The organism is Xanthobacter lutulentifluminis (assembly GCF_043194675.2).
GTDB lineage: Bacteria > Pseudomonadota > Alphaproteobacteria > Rhizobiales > Xanthobacteraceae > Xanthobacter.
This window is the reverse complement of the sequence record NZ_CM195525.1, coordinates 4,154,979-4,171,330: the sequence shown is the minus strand read 5'-3', so window position 1 is coordinate 4,171,330 and position 16,352 is coordinate 4,154,979. Positions and strand designations below refer to the sequence as shown.

The 16,352-nt window shown below is 67.1% G+C and carries 27 protein-coding genes; all 27 read right to left on the bottom strand.

Features of this window, described 5'->3' with window-relative positions; translation table 11 throughout:
• Window positions 1-4: 4 nt before the first annotated feature.
• A complete protein-coding gene (locus V5F49_RS19440; RefSeq protein ID WP_394114928.1) occupies window positions 5-1,468 on the bottom strand; it encodes a Do family serine endopeptidase in 1,464 nt (487 codons plus the stop codon).
• A 162-nt stretch (window positions 1,469-1,630) separates the two neighbouring features.
• Window positions 1,631-2,053 (bottom strand): 50S ribosomal protein L17, encoded by a 423-nt coding sequence (gene rplQ / locus V5F49_RS19435; RefSeq protein WP_394114927.1) that lies wholly within the window; start codon window positions 2,051-2,053, stop codon window positions 1,631-1,633.
• A gap of 105 nt (window positions 2,054-2,158) precedes the next feature.
• Window positions 2,159-3,175, bottom strand: a complete 1,017-nt coding sequence (locus V5F49_RS19430) for a DNA-directed RNA polymerase subunit alpha (RefSeq protein WP_394115375.1) — start codon at window positions 3,173-3,175, stop codon at window positions 2,159-2,161.
• A 142-nt stretch (window positions 3,176-3,317) separates the two neighbouring features.
• Window positions 3,318-3,707 carry a 30S ribosomal protein S11 gene (rpsK, locus tag V5F49_RS19425; RefSeq protein ID WP_237345136.1) on the bottom strand — a complete coding sequence of 130 codons (390 nt, stop codon included), beginning with the start codon at window positions 3,705-3,707 and terminating at the stop codon, window positions 3,318-3,320.
• 130 nt (window positions 3,708-3,837) lie between these two features.
• Window positions 3,838-4,206, bottom strand: coding sequence for a 30S ribosomal protein S13 (rpsM, locus tag V5F49_RS19420; RefSeq protein ID WP_394114926.1), 369 nt, complete (start codon window positions 4,204-4,206; stop codon window positions 3,838-3,840).
• Window positions 4,207-4,669: 463 nt separating this feature from the next.
• Window positions 4,670-5,254 (bottom strand): adenylate kinase, encoded by a 585-nt coding sequence (locus V5F49_RS19415; protein WP_394114925.1) that lies wholly within the window; start codon window positions 5,252-5,254, stop codon window positions 4,670-4,672.
• A 1-nt stretch (window position 5,255) separates the two neighbouring features.
• Window positions 5,256-6,590 (bottom strand): preprotein translocase subunit SecY, encoded by a 1,335-nt coding sequence (secY, locus tag V5F49_RS19410; protein WP_394114924.1) that lies wholly within the window; start codon window positions 6,588-6,590, stop codon window positions 5,256-5,258.
• A gap of 404 nt (window positions 6,591-6,994) precedes the next feature.
• Entirely contained in the window at window positions 6,995-7,477 is a 483-nt protein-coding gene (gene rplO, locus V5F49_RS19405; RefSeq protein WP_394114923.1) for a 50S ribosomal protein L15, read from the bottom strand.
• A 10-nt stretch (window positions 7,478-7,487) separates the two neighbouring features.
• A complete protein-coding gene (rpmD, locus tag V5F49_RS19400) occupies window positions 7,488-7,670 on the bottom strand; it encodes a 50S ribosomal protein L30 (RefSeq protein WP_024278458.1) in 183 nt (60 codons plus the stop codon).
• 30 nt (window positions 7,671-7,700) lie between these two features.
• Window positions 7,701-8,258 (bottom strand): 30S ribosomal protein S5, encoded by a 558-nt coding sequence (rpsE, locus tag V5F49_RS19395; protein ID WP_394114922.1) that lies wholly within the window; start codon window positions 8,256-8,258, stop codon window positions 7,701-7,703.
• A gap of 17 nt (window positions 8,259-8,275) precedes the next feature.
• Window positions 8,276-8,638, bottom strand: a complete 363-nt coding sequence (gene rplR / locus V5F49_RS19390) for a 50S ribosomal protein L18 (RefSeq protein ID WP_394114921.1) — start codon at window positions 8,636-8,638, stop codon at window positions 8,276-8,278.
• Window positions 8,639-8,650: 12 nt separating this feature from the next.
• Window positions 8,651-9,184: a 50S ribosomal protein L6 gene (gene rplF / locus V5F49_RS19385; RefSeq protein WP_394114920.1), complete on the bottom strand. Its 534-nt coding sequence runs from the start codon at window positions 9,182-9,184 to the stop codon at window positions 8,651-8,653.
• 16 nt (window positions 9,185-9,200) lie between these two features.
• Window positions 9,201-9,599: a 30S ribosomal protein S8 gene (gene rpsH, locus V5F49_RS19380; protein WP_394114919.1), complete on the bottom strand. Its 399-nt coding sequence runs from the start codon at window positions 9,597-9,599 to the stop codon at window positions 9,201-9,203.
• A gap of 10 nt (window positions 9,600-9,609) precedes the next feature.
• The gene (gene rpsN, locus V5F49_RS19375; protein ID WP_394114918.1) at window positions 9,610-9,915 is read right to left on the bottom strand and encodes a 30S ribosomal protein S14; all 306 of its coding nucleotides are present in this window, start codon (window positions 9,913-9,915) and stop codon (window positions 9,610-9,612) included.
• 129 nt (window positions 9,916-10,044) lie between these two features.
• Window positions 10,045-10,602, bottom strand: a complete 558-nt coding sequence (gene rplE / locus V5F49_RS19370) for a 50S ribosomal protein L5 (RefSeq protein ID WP_394114917.1) — start codon at window positions 10,600-10,602, stop codon at window positions 10,045-10,047.
• Entirely contained in the window at window positions 10,595-10,912 is a 318-nt protein-coding gene (gene rplX, locus V5F49_RS19365; protein WP_394114916.1) for a 50S ribosomal protein L24, read from the bottom strand. Before rplX ends, rplE begins: the two co-directional genes overlap by 8 nt.
• Window positions 10,912-11,280: a 50S ribosomal protein L14 gene (rplN, locus tag V5F49_RS19360; RefSeq protein WP_138398138.1), complete on the bottom strand. Its 369-nt coding sequence runs from the start codon at window positions 11,278-11,280 to the stop codon at window positions 10,912-10,914. The genes rplX and rplN overlap by 1 nt, the downstream gene beginning before the upstream one ends.
• A 202-nt stretch (window positions 11,281-11,482) precedes the next feature.
• Entirely contained in the window at window positions 11,483-11,731 is a 249-nt protein-coding gene (gene rpsQ, locus V5F49_RS19355) for a 30S ribosomal protein S17 (RefSeq protein WP_012113711.1), read from the bottom strand.
• Between the two features lie 7 nt (window positions 11,732-11,738).
• The gene (rpmC, locus tag V5F49_RS19350; protein WP_394114915.1) at window positions 11,739-11,951 is read right to left on the bottom strand and encodes a 50S ribosomal protein L29; all 213 of its coding nucleotides are present in this window, start codon (window positions 11,949-11,951) and stop codon (window positions 11,739-11,741) included.
• 10 nt (window positions 11,952-11,961) lie between these two features.
• The gene (gene rplP / locus V5F49_RS19345) at window positions 11,962-12,375 is read right to left on the bottom strand and encodes a 50S ribosomal protein L16 (RefSeq protein ID WP_394114914.1); all 414 of its coding nucleotides are present in this window, start codon (window positions 12,373-12,375) and stop codon (window positions 11,962-11,964) included.
• A gap of 29 nt (window positions 12,376-12,404) precedes the next feature.
• A complete protein-coding gene (gene rpsC, locus V5F49_RS19340; RefSeq protein ID WP_394114913.1) occupies window positions 12,405-13,166 on the bottom strand; it encodes a 30S ribosomal protein S3 in 762 nt (253 codons plus the stop codon).
• Window positions 13,166-13,546 (bottom strand): 50S ribosomal protein L22, encoded by a 381-nt coding sequence (gene rplV / locus V5F49_RS19335; protein ID WP_038193664.1) that lies wholly within the window; start codon window positions 13,544-13,546, stop codon window positions 13,166-13,168. The genes rpsC and rplV overlap by 1 nt, the downstream gene beginning before the upstream one ends.
• 6 nt (window positions 13,547-13,552) lie before the next feature.
• On the bottom strand, window positions 13,553-13,831 hold the full coding sequence (gene rpsS / locus V5F49_RS19330; RefSeq protein WP_168458251.1) for a 30S ribosomal protein S19: 279 nt from the start codon (window positions 13,829-13,831) through the stop codon (window positions 13,553-13,555).
• 11 nt (window positions 13,832-13,842) lie between these two features.
• Window positions 13,843-14,676, bottom strand: a complete 834-nt coding sequence (gene rplB / locus V5F49_RS19325) for a 50S ribosomal protein L2 (protein ID WP_394114912.1) — start codon at window positions 14,674-14,676, stop codon at window positions 13,843-13,845.
• A gap of 25 nt (window positions 14,677-14,701) precedes the next feature.
• Window positions 14,702-15,007 (bottom strand): 50S ribosomal protein L23, encoded by a 306-nt coding sequence (locus tag V5F49_RS19320; protein WP_394114911.1) that lies wholly within the window; start codon window positions 15,005-15,007, stop codon window positions 14,702-14,704.
• On the bottom strand, window positions 15,004-15,624 hold the full coding sequence (rplD, locus tag V5F49_RS19315) for a 50S ribosomal protein L4 (protein ID WP_394114910.1): 621 nt from the start codon (window positions 15,622-15,624) through the stop codon (window positions 15,004-15,006). Before rplD ends, V5F49_RS19320 begins: the two co-directional genes overlap by 4 nt.
• Window positions 15,624-16,349 (bottom strand): 50S ribosomal protein L3, encoded by a 726-nt coding sequence (gene rplC / locus V5F49_RS19310; protein WP_394114909.1) that lies wholly within the window; start codon window positions 16,347-16,349, stop codon window positions 15,624-15,626. The genes rplD and rplC overlap by 1 nt, the downstream gene beginning before the upstream one ends.
• Between the last annotated feature and the right edge of the window lie 3 nt (window positions 16,350-16,352).

Genomic DNA, 16,352 nt, shown 5'->3' with positions numbered 1-16,352 from the left:
CGGCTCAGCCCGGCAGGAGGGCGGAGATGGTGCGCCCGCCCCGGCCCACCGTGACCCGCCAGGCGCGCAAAGGCGTGCGCAGCAGCTCCTGCAGGTCGCCGGTGCGGCCCACCTTGGCGCCGTTCACCTCCACGATCACGTCGCCCGGCTTGAAGCCGGCGGCGGCGGCCGGGGAGCCGTCGTCCACGTCGTAGATCACGACGCCGGTGGCGTTGGCATCCACCTTCAGCTCCTCGGCGACGGCCGGGGACAGGTTCACCACGGTGGCGCCGGCGAAGGGCGAGCGCGCGCGCACCTGCAGCTCCTCGCGCGGCACCGTCTCCGGCGCGCCCTCCAGCACCACGATGGCGCTCAGCTCCTTGCCGCCCCGGTTGAAGGCCAGCGCCGCGCGCCCGCCGATGGGCCGCGTGGCGAAGCGGTAGTTGAGCGATTCGGGATCGTCCACCGCCTGCCCTTCCACGGCGACGATGAGGTCGCCGGTGGCGAGGCCCGCCTTGGCGGCCGGGCTCTGCGGCACGACACCCTGCACCAGCACGCCGGTGGGACGCGGCAGGCCGAGGCTCTCGGCGATGTCGGGCGTCACCCGCTGCAGCCGCGCGCCGAGCCAGGGCCGGCGCACCGACTTGCTGCCGCTCTTCGCCTGCTCGATCACCACCCGCGCCATGTTGGCGGGAATGGCGAAGCCGATGCCGATATTGCCGCCGGAGCGGGAATAGATGGCGGTGTTGATGCCCACCAGCTTGCCGGCCATGTCCACCAGGGCGCCGCCCGAGTTGCCGGGATTGATGGCCGCATCGGTCTGGATGAAGAACTGGTAGTCGGAGACGCCCACCTGCGTGCGCGCCACCGCCGAGACGATGCCTTGCGTCACCGTCTGCCCGACGCCGAAGGGATCGCCGATGGCGAGCACCAGGTCGCCCACGGCCAGCTCGTCGGAATTGCCGATGTCGAGGGAGGCGAACGCCTCCTTGCTGTCGGTGCGGATGCGCAGCACCGCGAGGTCGGTGCGCTGGTCGCGCAGCAGCACCTCGGCCTCGAACTCGCGCCGGTCGTTCAGGGCGATGCGGATTTCGTCCGCGCCCTCGATGACATGGAAATTGGTGACGACGATCCCGCTCGGATCGACGATGACGCCCGAGCCCAGCGAGCGCTGCACGCGCTCCGGCGCGCCAAGGCCCGGCCCGCCGCCGGGGCCGCCGAAGAAGCGGCGGAAGAACGGGTCATCGAAGATGGGGTTGGCGCGCTGCTGCACCGTCTTCTGGGCGTAGACGTTGACCACCGCCGGCGCGGCGCGCGCCACCACCGGCGCGAACGTCAGCTTCACCTCGGCCGGCGAGGCCGGCACCCGCTGCGCCGTCGCCGCCGGGCTCTGGGCTGCGCCCTGGGCCGAGGCGCCGCCGCAGGGGCCGGCAATCGCCAGCAACACCGTGGCGGCCAGCGCCGCCATCCGCGAGAAAGGTCCGAACATTCCGCCACCCATGAAGCCATCCGGCCGGCATGCGTCCGGCCCGGCATCCGCCGCTGCCCGTCTCGATTCGCCGGCGCGGATATTCAACGCCACACAGCTCTGAATGCAAAAAGGGGCGGCCCGAGGACCGCCCCTTTTGAACTCAGCGCGAGGAGAGCCGGCTCAGGCCGCCTCGGCCTCGGCGGCAGCTGCGGTGCGGGCGTGATCGGCGGCGCCCTTGGCGTCCACGTCACGATCCACGAACTCGATCACGGCCACGGCGGTGTTGTCGCCATAGCGGAAGCCGGCCTTCATGATGCGGGTGTAGCCGCCCGGACGCGCGGCATAGCGCGGAGCGAGCACGTCGAAGAGCTTCTTCACGACCGCCTGGTCCTTGAGCTCCGCGATCGCCTGGCGGCGGGCGTGCAGGTCGCCGCGACGGGCGAGGGTCACCAGCTTCTCGACGATGGGACGCAGGTCCTTCGCCTTGGGCAGGGTGGTGACGATCTGCTCGTGGGTGATGAGGGCGCCCGCGAGGTTGGAGAACATCGCCTTGCGGTGCTCCCAGGTGCGGTTGAACTTGCGGTGTACCTTGCCGTGACGCATGACGGCGAACTCCTGAAAGATGGCGGCGGACGAGCCGGATTGAAGTTGCGCGGCTCGTGCCGCATCAATGGTTCTGGTGGCGGCTTGCGCCGCCCGTGGTCGAGATCAGTAGTGTTCCTCGAAGCGCTTGGCCAGCTCTTCGATGTTCTCCGGCGGCCAGCCGGGCACTTCCATGCCCAGATGCAGGCCGAGGGAGGCGAGCACTTCCTTGATCTCGTTGAGCGACTTGCGTCCGAAGTTCGGCGTGCGGAGCATCTCCGTCTCGCTCTTCTGGATCAGGTCGCCGATGTAGACGATGTTGTCGTTCTTCAGGCAGTTCGCCGAACGCACAGACAGCTCCAGCTCGTCCACCTTCTTCAGCAGCGCCGGGGAGAACGGCAGCGTCTGGATGGCGGTGGTCTCGCTTTCGCGCTTGGGCTCCTCGAAGTTGACGAAGATCTCCAGCTGGTCCTGCAGGATGCGCGCGGCATAGGCCAGCGCGTCCTCGGCCGTGATCGAGCCGTTGGTCTCGATCTGCATGGTCAGCTTGTCATAGTCGAGGATCTGGCCCTCACGGGTGTTCTCGACCTTGTAGGAGACCTTGCGCACCGGCGAGTACAGGCTGTCGATCGGGATGAGGCCGATCGGGGCGTCCTCGGGGCGGTTGCGATCCGCCGCCACGTAGCCCTTGCCGGTGTCCACGGTGAACTCGATCCGCAGCTCCGCGCCCTCGTCGAGGGTGCAGATGGCGAGGTTCGGGTTCAGCACCTGGATGTCGCCGACGGTCTGGATGTCGCCGGCGTAGAGCACGCCGGGGCCGGTCTTCTTGGCCACCATGCGCTTCGGGCCGTCACCCTGCATGCGGATGGCGACGTCCTTCACGTTCAGGATGATGTCCGTCACGTCCTCGCGCACCCCGGGGATGGACGAGAACTCGTGCAGAACACCGTCGATGTGGATGGACGTCACCGCCGCGCCCTGCAGCGACGACAGAAGGATGCGGCGCAGCGCGTTGCCGAGCGTCATGCCGAAGCCGCGCTCCAGCGGCTCGGCGACGACGGTCGCGAAGCGCTTGGGATCGTGGCCGGGGTTGACCTGCAGCTTCTCGGGCTTGATCAGCTCTTGCCAGTTCTTCTGAATCACTTGCTTCACCTTGCTTTCTCGCCGGGCCGCGGCGGCTTGCCGGGGTCATTTGCCTCAACCGGAGGCCGGGCCCGTCCCGATCGGGGAGGAGAAACCGGGCAGAACCCCCGCCGGACCAAAATCCAGCGGAGACAAGAGCGGATCAGACGCGGCGGCGCTTGCGCGGACGGCAGCCGTTGTGCGGGATCGGCGTCACGTCACGGATGGAGGTGACGAGGAAGCCGGCCGCCTGCAGCGCGCGCAGCGCCGACTCACGGCCCGAACCGGGACCCGACACTTCCACCTCGAGGGTGCGCATGCCGTGCTCGGAAGCCTTGCGGGCCGCGTCCTCGGCCGCGACCTGGGCGGCGTACGGGGTGGACTTGCGCGAGCCCTTGAAGCCCATGGCACCGGCCGAGGACCAGGAGATGGTGTTGCCCTGGGCGTCGGTGATGGTGATCATGGTGTTGTTGAACGAGGCGTTCACGTGCGCCACGCCGGAGGCGATGTTCTTGCGTTCGCGACGGCGGACGCGGGTAGCTTCCTTGGCCATTCTTCTGTCGATCCTTCAGGCGCGCCCGTAGCTCCAGGCGCTCGGGATGGCCCTTGCGGGCCGGTAAAGGGCAAGGCCGGCCGGGAAAAGCATCCCGCCGGCCCGCCCGATCAAAAGGTCTTGCGACCGATCACTTCTTCTTGCCGGCGATCGGCTTCGCCGGACCCTTGCGGGTGCGGGCGTTGGTGTGGGTGCGCTGGCCGCGCACCGGCAGGCCGCGGCGATGGCGCAGGCCGCGGTAGCAGCCGAGGTCCATCAGGCGCTTGATGTTCATGGCCACCTCGCGACGCAGGTCACCTTCCACGAGGTAGTCGCGGTCGATGGTCTCGCGGATCTGCAGCACTTCCTGGTCGGTCAGCTGGTTCACGCGGCGCTCGGCCGGAATGCCCACCTTCTCCACGATTTCCTCGGCCTTCTTGGCGCCGATGCCGTGGATGTACTGGAGCGCGATCACGACGCGCTTGTTGGTGGGGATGTTGACGCCTGCAATACGAGCCACTGCTCTCTCCATGTATGCCGCCGGCCAAACCCAGGCCGGACGGCCTGGACAAAGCGACGGAGTGAGCTCCGCGTCCGGTGGAGGCCGGCCCTTGCGGAGAAATTGGAACGAACGCTCCGGATACGGCAAAACTGCCGCGCTGTCCGAACCCTTCCGGGCGGACCGAACGGCACCTGTTCCGAGGCGAGGGAGTGCCCATAGCGGGAAATTAAGGAACGGTCAAGGGCCGCGTGCATCTGCCCGCCCCTGCCTGCTTCGGCCGCATTCCGACGCCGACCGCACTCGCGCACCGCCGCGATGGAACGGCCGATTCGCCCAGAGCGCCCGACCCAGGCTATCGACATTCTGGCCCCCGACGCACCAGCCGCCAGGCCCGAAGCGACGAAGGCCCCACCGCCACGGGAGCAGAGGAGCCCTCAATCATCGCACAAATGTGGGAGGGCTTTCACCCTCCCCGCGTCACTCAAGCAGCCACGAGCACGTCGTGGATGGCCGCGGTCACGTCGTCGATGGGCGCCATCCCGTCGATCTGCTTCAGCTGGTTGCGCGCCTTGTAGTAGGGCGCCACCACCGCCGTGTCGCGGTTGTAGGCCTCAAGGCGGGTCTTGAAGACCACCGGGTCGTCGTCCTTGCGCACCGGCTCGCCCTTGGCCTGAGCCTCGGCGGCACGGTTGAGGATGCGGTTGACCAGCTTCTCCTGGTCCACCACCAGCTCGACCACGGCATCCAGCTTCAGGCCCTTCTCAGCCAGAAGCTTGTCCAGCGCCTCGGCCTGCGCGACCGTGCGCGGGAAGCCGTCGAGGATGAACCCGTTCTTCGCGTCCGGCGCATCCAGCCGCTCGGCGATGATGCCGATCACGATCTCGTCGGAGACGAGGCCGCCCGCATCCATCACCGCCTTGGCCTTCAGGCCCACCGGAGTACCGGCGGCCACCGCGGCGCGCAGCATGTCGCCGGTCGAGAGCTGGACGATCCCGTGACGGGTGACCAGCCGTTGTGCTTGGGTTCCCTTGCCCGCCCCAGGCGGCCCGAGCAGCACCAGCCTCATTTTATCTCCTCCTCCCCCCGCGCAGCTTCGCCTTCTTGACCAGTCCTTCGTACTGGTGGGCCAAGAGGTGTCCCTGAATCTGGGACACGGTATCCATCGTCACGCTGACGACGATCAGAAGCGACGTTCCACCGAAATAGAACGGAAGCGACGCGTAGGAAATCAGCAGTTCGGGGAAGAGGCAAACCGCCGCAATGTAGGCGGCGCCCACCACCGTGATCCGCGTCAGCACATAGTCGATGTACTCGGCCGTGCGCTCGCCGGGGCGGATGCCGGGAATGAAGCCGCCGTGCTTCTTCAGGTTGTCCGCCGTCTCCACCGGATTGAACACGATCGCGGTGTAGAAGAAGCAGAAGAACACGATCAGCAGCACATACAGCACCATGTAGAGCGGGCGCCCGTGGCCGATGTGCGTGGTGACGGTCTGCAGCCATTCCGGACCGGAGCCCTGCATGAAGCTGGCGATGGTCGTGGGAATCAGCAGCAGCGAGGAGGCGAAGATGGGCGGGATGACGCCCGACGTGTTCAGCTTCAGCGGCAGGTGCGAGGACTGGCCCTCATACACCCGGTTGCCCACCTGGCGCTTGGGATACTGGATCAGCAGCCGGCGCTGGGCGCGCTCCATGAACACGATGAAGGCGATGATGAGCACCGCCATCAGCAGCACGCCGAGAATCACCACCGTGGAGATGGCGCCCTCGCGGCCGAGCTCCAGCGTGCGCACGAAGGCGCCGGGCAGCTCCGCCACGATGCCGGCGAAGATGATGAGCGAGGTGCCGTTGCCGATGCCGCGCGAGGTGATCTGCTCACCCAGCCACATCAGGAACATGGTGCCGCCGGTGAGCGTGATCACCGTGGTGATGCGGAAGAACCAGCCCGGCTCGGAAACGACGGTGCCCGAGCCCTCGAGGCCCACTGCGATGCCGTAGGCCTGGAACAGCGCCAGCACCACCGTGAGGTAGCGCGTGTACTGGTTCAGCTGCTTGCGGCCGGCCTCGCCTTCCTTCTTCAGCGCCTCCAGCGTCGGCGAGACGCTGGTGAGCAGCTGGATGATGATGGAGGCGGAGATGTACGGCATGATGTTCAGGGCGAAGATGGCCATGCGCTGCACGGCACCACCCGAGAACATGTTGAACAGGCCGATGATGCCCTGCTGCGCGTTCTTGAACACGTCGGCGAGGGCATCCGGGTTGATGCCCGGCATCGGGATGTAGGTGCCGAGCCGGTAAACCAGAAGCGCGCCGAGGGTGAACCAGATGCGCTTCTTCAGCTCCTCGGCCTTGCCGAGGGCGCCGAAATTCAGGTTCGCCGCGAGTTGTTCCGCCGCCGAGACCATGCCTTGCTCCGCTGGACGCCGCCCTGTGCCGGGCAGCCCTTATATGAGGGCGCTCACCGCGGTGCCAAGACGCAAGGCCGGGACAAAGTTCCGCGCGGGCGGGCGCAGGGCCCGGCGCCGCGGCCGGAAGGCCATCCCTCGGCGGGGCGGGAACGGGGACCGGCAGTAAGGGCCGGCCTCGCCTGTCCCGGGACCCGGACCCTCTTGGCCGACCCGACCGCCGCGCATGCGCTGCCCGGCCCGGAGCCTCAGGATCCCTCACGCGTCCGGCCGCACCGGCGCATCGCCCGGAAAAGCAGATACCCGGCTCGCGCCGGGTTGCCGGAGAAGAATGGCGGGACGAAAGGCCCCCGGCCATCCTGAAAACGCGAAAAGCGGCCGGGACGAACCCGGCCGCGTCTCGATCACTCGGCGTCGGCGGCGGCCGGCGCGGCCAGCACGGTGACGGAACCGCCAGCCTTCTCGACCGCAGCGACGGCCGACTTGGTGGCGTAGGCCACCTCGAGCGTCACCTTGGCGGAGAGCTCGCCGGTGCCGAGCACCCGCACGCCGTCCTTGGCGCGACGCAGCACGCCGGCGGCGACCAGGGCCGCCTCGGTGACGGGCTGGCCGGCGTCGAGCTTGCCGGCTTCAACGGCTTCCTGGATCTTGCCCAGGGAGACCTCGTTGTAGTCGAGGCGGAAGATGTTGTGGAAGCCACGCTTCGGCAGACGCCGATGCAGCGGCATCTGGCCACCCTCGAACCCCTTGATGGCGACGCCGGTGCGGGCCTTCTGACCCTTCACGCCGCGTCCGCCGGTCTTGCCCTTGCCGGAGCCGATGCCCCGGCCCACGCGCATCCGCTTCTTGCGGGCGCCGGGATTGTCCCTGATTTCGTCGAGCTTCATGTCCCGCTCCTCACTCGACCACGCGGACGAGATGGGCGACCTTGGCGATCATGCCGCGCACGGCCGGGGTGTCCTTGAGGGTGGAGCGGCGGTGCCGCTTGTTCAGACCGAGGCCCACGAGGGTGGCTTCCTGGTCGAACGGACGGCGGATCGGCGAACCGATCTGCTCCACGGTGATGGTCTTGTCGCTCATGGCGCAATCCTATCCTTCGGTCCGCGCCGCTCAGTCGGTCGCTTCCGCGTCTTCGACGCGGCGGCGGGACTGGAGCTGCGACACCTTGAGGCCGCGACGGGCGGCGACAGAGCGCGGGCTGTCCTGATTCTTCAGGGCGTCGAACGTGGCGCGCACCATGTTGTAGGGGTTGGAAGACCCGAAGGACTTCGCCACCACATCGTGCATGCCGAGCGTCTCGAACACCGCGCGCATCGGACCGCCGGCGATGATGCCGGTACCGGCCGGGGCGGCGCGGAGCACCACCTTGCCGGCGCCGTGGTGACCGTGCACGTCGTGGTGCAGGGTCCGGCCTTCGCGCAGCGGCACGCGGATGAGGGCGCGCTTGGCGCTCTCGGTCGCCTTGCGGATGGCCTCCGGCACCTCGCGGGCCTTGCCGTGGCCGAAGCCGACGCGGCCCTTCTGGTCACCCACCACCACCAGGGCGGCGAAGCCGAAGCGACGGCCGCCCTTCACCACCTTGGCGACGCGGTTGATGTGGACGAGCTTGTCCACGAACGTGTTGTCGCGGTCCTCGCGCTCCTGGCGCTGTTCCCGATCACGGGCCATTGCTGTTCGTCCCTGCGTCAGAACTGAAGGCCGCCTTCGCGGGCGCCCTCAGCGAGCGCCTTGACGCGCCCATGATAGATGTAAGCGCCACGGTCGAAGACGACCGCGGACACGCCCTTCGCCAGCGCCCGCTCGGCCACCAGCTTGCCAATGGTCTTGGCAGCCTCGGTGTCCGCGCCGGTCTTCAGCGAGGAACGCAGATCCTTCTCAAGGCTCGATGCGGCGGCGAGGGTCTCGCCGTTCGCGTCGTCGATGACCTGCGCATAGATGTGCTGCGAGGTACGGTGCACCGACAGGCGCGGACGCCCGTTCGCAGCGACGCGAATCGCACGGCGCACCTTGGCCTTGCGGCGCGCCAGCGCCTCCAAATCCTTAGCCATGGTTCGCCTCCGTTACTTCTTCTTGCCTTCCTTGCGGAAGATGAATTCACCGGCGTACTTGACGCCCTTGCCCTTGTAGGGCTCGGGGCCACGGAACTCGCGGATCTCCGCCGCCACCTGGCCGACCTTCTGACGGTCGATGCCGGAGACCACCACTTCGGTGGGCTTCGGGGTGACGATCTGGATGCCCTCGGGGATCGCGTAGATCACGTCGTGGCTGTAGCCCAGCGAGAGGTTCAGGTTCTTGCCCTGCACCGCCGCCTTGTAGCCGACGCCCGTGATCTCGAGCTTCTTCTCGAAGCCCTTGGTCACGCCTTCGACGAGGTTCGACACCAGGGTGCGGGACATGCCCCACATGGCCCGATGCCGCGAGGTCTCGCCGTTCATGGACAGCTTGAGCTCGGAACCCTCGACCTTGGCGGCGATCTCTTCCACCAGGGTCACTTCAAGAGCGCCCTTCGGGCCCTTCACCTTCACCGTCTGACCTTCCAGGCTGGCGGTGACACCAGCAGGAATGGCGACGGGCAGCTTGCCGATCTTCGACATCTTGTCCTCCGTCGCGTCAGAACACGGTGCAGAGCACTTCGCCGCCGACGTTCTTGTCGCGAGCTTCGTGGTCGGCCATCACGCCCTGGGGCGTGGAGACGACCGCGATGCCGAGACCGTTGGCGACGCGGGGCAGGTTCTTGACCGACGCATAGACGCGCCGGCCGGGCTTCGACACGCGGGCGATCTCGCGGATCACCGGCACGCCGTCGAAATACTTGAGCTCGATCTCGAACTCGGTACGGCCGTTGCCGTGGTCGGTCGAGGTGAAGCCACGGATGTAGCCCTCGTCGCGCAGCACCTCGAGGACGCTGGCGCGCAGGCGCGAGCCCGGCGTCGAGGTCTTGTCCTTGCGCCGCATCTGGGCGTTGCGGATACGGGTGATGAGATCACCGATGGGATCGTTCACAGCCATCAGTTCCTCCTCACCAGCTCGACTTCACGAGGCCGGGCACCTGGCCCTGGTTGCCCAGCTCGCGCAGCGCCACGCGGCTCATCTTGAGCTTGCGGTAGAACGCACGCGGCCGGCCGGTGACCTCGCACCGGTTGCGGATGCGGATCTTCGCGCCGTTGCGCGGCATCTGCGCCAGCTTCAGGGACGCCTGGAAGCGCTCCTCGATGGGCAGGGTCTTGTCGTTCACGATCGCCTTCAGACGCGCGCGCTTCGCCGCCTGGCTGGCTGCCAGCTTGCGGCGGCGCTCGTTCGTCTCGATCGCGCTCTTCTTCGCCATCTCTTGCTCCTGTTCTCCGCGTCTGAGAGGGCCTTGGCCCCTCACGGCCGGAAAATCACCAAACGCTTCGCGCCCGGACGGACCGGGCGACAAGGCGCCGCGCTTTCGCGAAGCGCCCCTTCTAGTCGATCACTGGCGGAAGGGGAAGTTGAACGCCTTCAAGAGGGCGCGGGCTTCCTCGTCGGTCTTCGCCGTGGTGCACACGATGATGTCCATGCCCCAGATCTGCTCGACCTTGTCGTAGTTGATCTCGGGGAACACGATGTGCTCCTTGATGCCCATGGCGTAGTTGCCACGGCCGTCGAAGCTCTTCGGGTTCAGGCCGCGGAAGTCCCGCACGCGGGGCAGCGCCATGGTCACGAGCCGGTCAAGGAACTCGTACATGCGCACCTTGCGCAGGGTGACCTTCGTGCCGACCGGCTGGTTCTCGCGCAGCTTGAAGTTCGAGATCGCCTTGCGGGCCCGGGTCAGGACCGGCTTCTGGCCGGCGATCTGAGCAAGGTCGTTGGCGGCGGTCGTCGCCTTCTTGGTGTCGGCAGTGGCCTCGCCGACGCCCATGTTGATGACGATCTTCTCGATCGTCGGCACTTCCATGGGGTTCTTGTAGCCGAACTGCTCGATCAGCTGCGGGCGCACCACTTCGTCATAGTGCTTGCGCAGCCGCGGGGTGTACGTCGCCTCAGCCATCGATCCTCTCCCCGGAACGCTTGGCCACGCGGACCTTGCGCCCGTCTTCCAGCACCTGGAAACCGACGCGGGTCGGCTTGCCGTCCTTGGGATCGGCAATGGCGACGTTCGACAGGTGGATGGGAGCCTCCTTGGAGATGATCCCGCCTTCCTGGTTCGCCGTCTGGCGCTGGTGACGCTTCACAATGTTCACGCCGCGGACGAGAGCGGTCTCGTCCTTCGGCAGCACCTGGATGACCTCGCCGGTGCGGCCCTTGTCGCGGCCGGCGAGGACGACGACCTTGTCGCCCTTCTTGATCTTCGCGGCCATCACAGCACCTCCGGCGCCAGCGAGATGATCTTCATGTGGTTCTTCGAGCGGAGCTCGCGGGGAACCGGGCCGAAGATACGGGTGCCCACCGGCTCCTTGTTGTTGTTGATCAGCACGGCCGCATTGCGGTCGAAGCGGATCACCGAACCGTCGACGCGACGGATGTCCTTGGCGGTGCGAACCACCACGGCCTTCATCACGTCGCCCTTCTTCACGCGGCCGCGCGGGATAGCTTCCTTGACCGACACCACGATGATGTCGCCCACGTGGGCATACTTCCGCTTGGAGCCGCCAAGCACCTTGATGCACATGACGCGACGCGCGCCGGAATTGTCCGCCACGTCGAGATTGGTCTGCATCTGGATCATGACGCACCTGTTCTCGTCATCCGGCGCCGCCGGACGACCGGCATTGCCTGAACCTCAGTACCGTGCCCGCTCATCGGAACACGGTGTCGCAGCGATGCGGTCTCCACTCGGTCACCAGGCGAATCATGCCTTTGGAGCCGACGGACCCAACATCGGAGCGCGTTCCCGCCCGGACGATCCATCCGGGCGGGACGTCCTCATATCAGACTTCGGCGCGCTTCTCACCCTGGATTACGATCCAGTTCTTCAGCTTCGAAATCGGCCGGTGCTCCTCGATCCAAACCGTATCACCCACCTTCCAGGCGTTGGCCTCGTCATGGGCGTGATACTTCTTGGACCGACGAACGGTCTTCTTCAGCAGCGGGTGGGTGAAGCGACGCTCCACCCGGACCACCACGGTCTTGTCGGTCTTGTCGCTGACCACGACGCCCTGGAGCACGCGCTTCGGCATCGCTTCCTCACTTCGCCTTCTGCGCCGGCGTACCGGCGCGCTTGCCATTCTGCACGGTCTTGATCCGCGCGATGTCGCGGCGGATCTGCTTGGACCGGGCGGTGTTCTCCAGCTGACCCGTCGCCTTCTGGAAGCGCAGGTTGAACTGTTCCTTCTTCAGCTTCAGCAGCTCATCCGCGAGCTGATCGGGGCTGAGGGCCCGAACGTCCTCGGCTTTCATGAGCCTCTCCTCACTCGGCGATGCGCTGGATGAAGCGCGTCTTGATGGGCAGCTTCGCCGCCGCAAGGGTCAGCGCCTCGCGGGCGAGCTCGGCGCTCACGCCGTCGATCTCGAACATGATGCGGCCGGGCTTGACGCGGGCGGCCCAATACTCGGGAGCGCCCTTGCCCTTACCCATACGCACTTCGGTCGGCTTGGCCGACACCGGCACGTCGGGGAACACGCGGATCCACACACGGCCCGCGCGCTTCATGTGACGGGTGAGCGCGCGACGGGCCGCCTCGATCTGGCGGGCAGTGACACGCTCCGGCTCGACGGCCTTCAGGCCGAACTCGCCGAAATTGAGTTCCGTGCCGCCCTTGGCGACGCCGTGGATGCGTCCCTTGAACTGCTTGCGGAACTTGGTGCGCTTCGGTTGCAGCATGGCTTAATCGCCTTCTCTCTCGCCGGCCGTCACGCGCGATCGCGATCGCCGCGGTGGTCACCGCGATCGCCACGCTCACGGTCGCCGCGCTCGCGCCGCTGGGGACGCGACGAGGGACCAGCTTCCTGCTCGGCCTGGCGCTTGTCCTGCGCCATGGGATCGTGCTCGAGGATCTCGCCCTTGAAGATCCACACCTTCACGCCGCACGTGCCGTACGTGGTGAAGGCGGTGGCGGTGCCGTAGTCCACGTCCGCGCGCAGGGTGTGCAGCGGAACGCGGCCTTCGCGGTACCATTCGAGGCGCGCGATCTCAGCGCCGCCGAGGCGGCCCGAGCAGTTGATGCGGATGCCTTCGGCGCCGAGACGCATGGCCGACTGCACCGCGCGCTTCATGGCCCGGCGGAACGCCACGCGGCGCTCCAGCTGCTGGGCGATGGATTCGGCGACGAGACGGGCGTCGATCTCGGGCTTGCGGATCTCGACGATGTTGATGAAGACTTCCGAGTTGGTCATCTCGGAGACCTTCTTGCGCAGCTTGTCGATGTCCGCGCCCTTCTTGCCGATGACCACCCCCGGACGAGCCGAGTAGATGGTCACGCGGCACTTCTTGTGCGGACGCTCGATCACCACCTTGGAGACAGCGGCCTGCTTGAGCTGCTTGAGCAGCATCTCGCGGATCTTCAGATCCTCGTGCAGGAGCTTGCCGTACTCGCCCTTGTTGGCGAACCAGCGGCTATCCCACGTGCGGTTGATGCCGAGCCGGAGCCCGACCGGATTGACCTTCTGACCCATCAGGCCCGCTCCTCGACTTCCCGCACCACGATGGTGATGTGGGCGAAGGGCTTCTCGATGCGCGAGGCGCGACCGCGCGCCCGCGGCGAGAACCGCTTCATGACCAGACCCTTGCCCACGTGCGCCTCGGCGACGATCAGGTCGTCCACGTCGAGCTCGTGGTTGTTCTCGGCGTTGGCGATCGCGCTCTCGAGGCACTTCTTCACGTCGCGGGCGATCCGCTTGTGGGAGAACTCGAGATCGGCGAGCGCCGTCGCCACCTTCTTGCCGCGGATCAGGCCCGCGACCAGGTTGAGCTTCTGCGGGGAGACGCGCAGGTTGCGCGCCACCGCCTTGGCTTCGTTGTCCGCGAGCGCGCGGGGCTTTGCCTGCTTACCCATGACCGATCACCGCCGCTTCGACTTCTTGTCGGCCGCGTGTCCGTAGTAGGTCCGCGTGGGCGCGAACTCGCCGAACTTCTGGCCGATCATGTCCTCGGTGACATTCACGGGCACGTGCTTGTGACCGTTGTAGACGCCGAAGGTTAAGCCCACGAACTGGGGCAGAATGGTGGAGCGCCGGCTCCAGATCTTGATCACATCGCGGCGACCCGAACCCGCGGCAGCTTCCGCCTTCTTCAGCAGGTAGCCGTCGACGAACGGGCCTTTCCAGACAGAGCGAGACATAGCTCAGGCCCTCACTTCTTGCGCTTGTGGCGGCTGGACACGATGAACTTGTCCGTCGCCTTGTTGCTGCGGGTCTTCTTGCCCTTGGTGGGGATGCCCCAGGGCGTGACCGGATGACGGCCGCCCGAGGTGCGGCCTTCACCGCCGCCGTGCGGGTGATCCACCGGGTTCATGACGACGCCGCGGTTATGCGGACGCTGGCCCAGCCACCGATTACGGCCGGCCTTGCCGAGCGAGATGTTCATGTGGTCGGGGTTGGAGACCGCACCCACGGTGGCGTAGCACGCGCCGTGAACGAGGCGCTGCTCACCCGAGTTGAGGCGCAGGATCACGTAGCCCTCGTCGCGGCCGACGATCTGGGCGTAGGTGCCCGCCGAGCGCGCGATCTGCCCGCCCTTGCCGATCTTCAGCTCGACGTTGTGCACGATGGTGCCGACGGGGAGCGAGGAGAGCGGACCGGCGTTGCCCGGCTTCACGTCCACCTGGCTGCCCGCGATCACCTGATCGCCCACCGCCAGGCGCTGCGGCGCCAGGATGTAGGAGAGCTCGCCGTCCTCATACTTGATGAGGGCGATGAAGGACGTGCGGTTCGGGTCGTACTCGAGCCGCTCGACCGTCGCCGGCACGCCGCGCTTGAGACGCTTGAAGTCCACCAGGCGGTAGGACTGCTTGTGGCCGCCGCCGCGGAAGCGGACGGTGATGCGGCCGTTGTTGTTGCGTCCGCCCGAGGAGCTCTTGCCCTCGGTCAGGGTCTTCACCGGCTTGCCCTTGTAGAGGCCGGAGCGGTCCACGATCACGAGCTGGCGAAGGCTCGGCGTGACCGGCTTGAAATGCTTCAGCGCCATGGTCTTATCCCGTTCCCCTCGGCTCTCAGAGGCCCGTGGTGATGTCGATCTTCTGGCCCTCTTCGAGGGTCACGACCGCCTTCTTGACGTCGCTCTGGACGCCGCGACGGCCGCGGAAGATCTTCACCTTGCCCTTGCGGACCAGCGTGTTCACGCTCTTCACCTTCACGTCGAAGAGCTTCTCCACGGCCTCCTTGATGGCGGGCTTCGTGGCGGTCTTGGCGACGTTGAAGACGACCTTGTTCTGCTCGCTCGCGGTCGTCGCCTTCTCGGTGATGACGGGCGAGACGATCACGTCGTAGTGACGCGGTTCGATGTTGCGCGTGCTCATTTGAAGCGCGCCTCCAGCGCGTCCACGGCGGCCTTGGTCAGGACCAGGGTGTCGCGGCGCAGGATGTCATAGACGTTGATGCCCTGGATGGGCAGCACGTCCACGTAGGGCAGGTTGCGCGCCGCGAGCGCGATGTTCTGCTCCACCTGGGCGCCGTCCACGAAGAGAACGGACGAGATGCCGAGCTTCTCCAGACGCTCCTTGAGCGCCTTGGTCTTGGGATCGGCCAGCGAGGCCGCGTCCACGACGATGATCTGCGCGGCCTTCGCCTTGGAAGACAGGGCATGCTTCAGCGCCAGGGCGCGCACCTTCTTCGGCAGGTCGATGGCGTGCGAGCGCACCACCGGGCCGAAGGCACGACCACCGCCGCGGAACTGCGGAGCGGACGCCGCGCCGTGACGCGCGTTGCCGGTGCCCTTCTGCTTGTACATCTTCTTGGACGTCCGGTTGATCTCCGAACGGCCCTTGGTGCGGTGCGTGCCGGCCTGGCGGCGCGACAGCTGCCACGTCACGCAGCGATGCAGGATGTCCGCGCGGGGCTCGAGACCGAAGATCTCGTCCGCGAGGGTGACGGAGCCCGCATCAAGCCCGTCGAGCGTCTTGACGGTCAGTTCCATCACGCGTTCTCCTCGTTCGCGGCTTCAGCCGGGGCCTCGCCCGCGCCGTCGGCGAGCTTGAACGCGCCGGGCTTGGGAGCCTCGGCCGGAAGCCGCTTCTTCACGGCGTCACGGACGGTGATCCAGCCGCCGGCGTGGCCGGGGACGGCGCCCTCGACCGCGATCAGGCCGCGCTCCACGTCGGTCATGACGACCTTGAGGTTCTGGGTGGTGACGGTGACGTCGCCCATGTGGCCCGGCATCTTCTTGTTCTTGAAGGTCTTGCCGGGATCCTGGCGGCCACCGGTCGAACCGATCGAGCGGTGCGAGATGGACACGCCGTGCGAAGCGCGAAGACCACCGAAGTTGTGGCGCTTCATGCCGCCGGCGAAGCCCTTGCCGATGGTCGTGCCGGTCACGTCCACGTACTGGCCCACGACGAAGTGGTCAGCCGTGATCTCGGCGCCGACGGGGATCAGCGCCTCTTCCGGCACGCGGAACTCGGCGAGCTTGCGCTTCGGCTCCACCTGAGCCACGGCGAAGTGGCCGCGCTCGGCGCGGGTCACGTTCTTGGGCTTGCGACGGCCGGCACCAAGCTGGACCGCGACATAACCGTTCTTGTCGAGCGTGCGGTGGGCGACCACCTGGCAGCTCTCAACTTTCAGCACAGTGACCGGCACGTGCTCGCCAGCATCGGTGAAGATGCGGGTCATGCCGACCTTCTGGGCGATGACGCCTGACCGCATGGT

Excerpts from the sequence above, each read along its gene's own strand:
- V5F49_RS19440 (WP_394114928.1), bottom strand. The coding sequence starts at position 1,468 with ATGTTCGGACCTTTCTCGCGGATGGCGGCGCTGGCCGCCACGGTGTTG.
- rplQ (WP_394114927.1), bottom strand. The coding sequence starts at position 2,053 with ATGCGTCACGGCAAGGTACACCGCAAGTTCAACCGCACCTGGGAGCAC.
- rpsK (WP_237345136.1), bottom strand. The coding sequence starts at position 3,707 with ATGGCCAAGGAAGCTACCCGCGTCCGCCGTCGCGAACGCAAGAACATC.
- V5F49_RS19415 (WP_394114925.1), bottom strand. The coding sequence starts at position 5,254 with ATGAGGCTGGTGCTGCTCGGGCCGCCTGGGGCGGGCAAGGGAACCCAA.
- secY (WP_394114924.1), bottom strand. The coding sequence starts at position 6,590 with ATGGTCTCGGCGGCGGAACAACTCGCGGCGAACCTGAATTTCGGCGCC.
- rplO (WP_394114923.1), bottom strand. The coding sequence starts at position 7,477 with ATGAAGCTCGACGAAATCAGGGACAATCCCGGCGCCCGCAAGAAGCGG.
- rpmD (WP_024278458.1), bottom strand. The coding sequence starts at position 7,670 with ATGAGCGACAAGACCATCACCGTGGAGCAGATCGGTTCGCCGATCCGC.
- rpsE (WP_394114922.1), bottom strand. The coding sequence starts at position 8,258 with ATGGCCCGTGATCGGGAACAGCGCCAGGAGCGCGAGGACCGCGACAAC.
- rplR (WP_394114921.1), bottom strand. The coding sequence starts at position 8,638 with ATGGCTAAGGATTTGGAGGCGCTGGCGCGCCGCAAGGCCAAGGTGCGC.
- rplF (WP_394114920.1), bottom strand. The coding sequence starts at position 9,184 with ATGTCGAAGATCGGCAAGCTGCCCGTCGCCATTCCTGCTGGTGTCACC.
- rpsH (WP_394114919.1), bottom strand. The coding sequence starts at position 9,599 with ATGGCTGTGAACGATCCCATCGGTGATCTCATCACCCGTATCCGCAAC.
- rpsN (WP_394114918.1), bottom strand. The coding sequence starts at position 9,915 with ATGGCGAAGAAGAGCGCGATCGAGACGAACGAGCGCCGCCGCAAGCTG.
- rplE (WP_394114917.1), bottom strand. The coding sequence starts at position 10,602 with ATGGCTGAGGCGACGTACACCCCGCGGCTGCGCAAGCACTATGACGAA.
- rplX (WP_394114916.1), bottom strand. The coding sequence starts at position 10,912 with ATGGCCGCGAAGATCAAGAAGGGCGACAAGGTCGTCGTCCTCGCCGGC.
- rplN (WP_138398138.1), bottom strand. The coding sequence starts at position 11,280 with ATGATCCAGATGCAGACCAATCTCGACGTGGCGGACAATTCCGGCGCG.
- rpsQ (WP_012113711.1), bottom strand. The coding sequence starts at position 11,731 with ATGCCGAAGCGCGTGCTCCAGGGCGTCGTGGTCAGCGACAAGACCGAC.
- rpmC (WP_394114915.1), bottom strand. The coding sequence starts at position 11,951 with ATGAAAGCCGAGGACGTTCGGGCCCTCAGCCCCGATCAGCTCGCGGAT.
- rplP (WP_394114914.1), bottom strand. The coding sequence starts at position 12,375 with ATGCTGCAACCGAAGCGCACCAAGTTCCGCAAGCAGTTCAAGGGACGC.
- rpsC (WP_394114913.1), bottom strand. The coding sequence starts at position 13,166 with ATGGGTCAGAAGGTCAATCCGGTCGGGCTCCGGCTCGGCATCAACCGC.
- rplV (WP_038193664.1), bottom strand. The coding sequence starts at position 13,546 with ATGGGTAAGCAGGCAAAGCCCCGCGCGCTCGCGGACAACGAAGCCAAG.
- rpsS (WP_168458251.1), bottom strand. The coding sequence starts at position 13,831 with ATGTCTCGCTCTGTCTGGAAAGGCCCGTTCGTCGACGGCTACCTGCTG.
- rplB (WP_394114912.1), bottom strand. The coding sequence starts at position 14,676 with ATGGCGCTGAAGCATTTCAAGCCGGTCACGCCGAGCCTTCGCCAGCTC.
- V5F49_RS19320 (WP_394114911.1), bottom strand. The coding sequence starts at position 15,007 with ATGAGCACGCGCAACATCGAACCGCGTCACTACGACGTGATCGTCTCG.
- rplD (WP_394114910.1), bottom strand. The coding sequence starts at position 15,624 with ATGGAACTGACCGTCAAGACGCTCGACGGGCTTGATGCGGGCTCCGTC.
- rplC (WP_394114909.1), bottom strand. The coding sequence starts at position 16,349 with ATGCGGTCAGGCGTCATCGCCCAGAAGGTCGGCATGACCCGCATCTTC.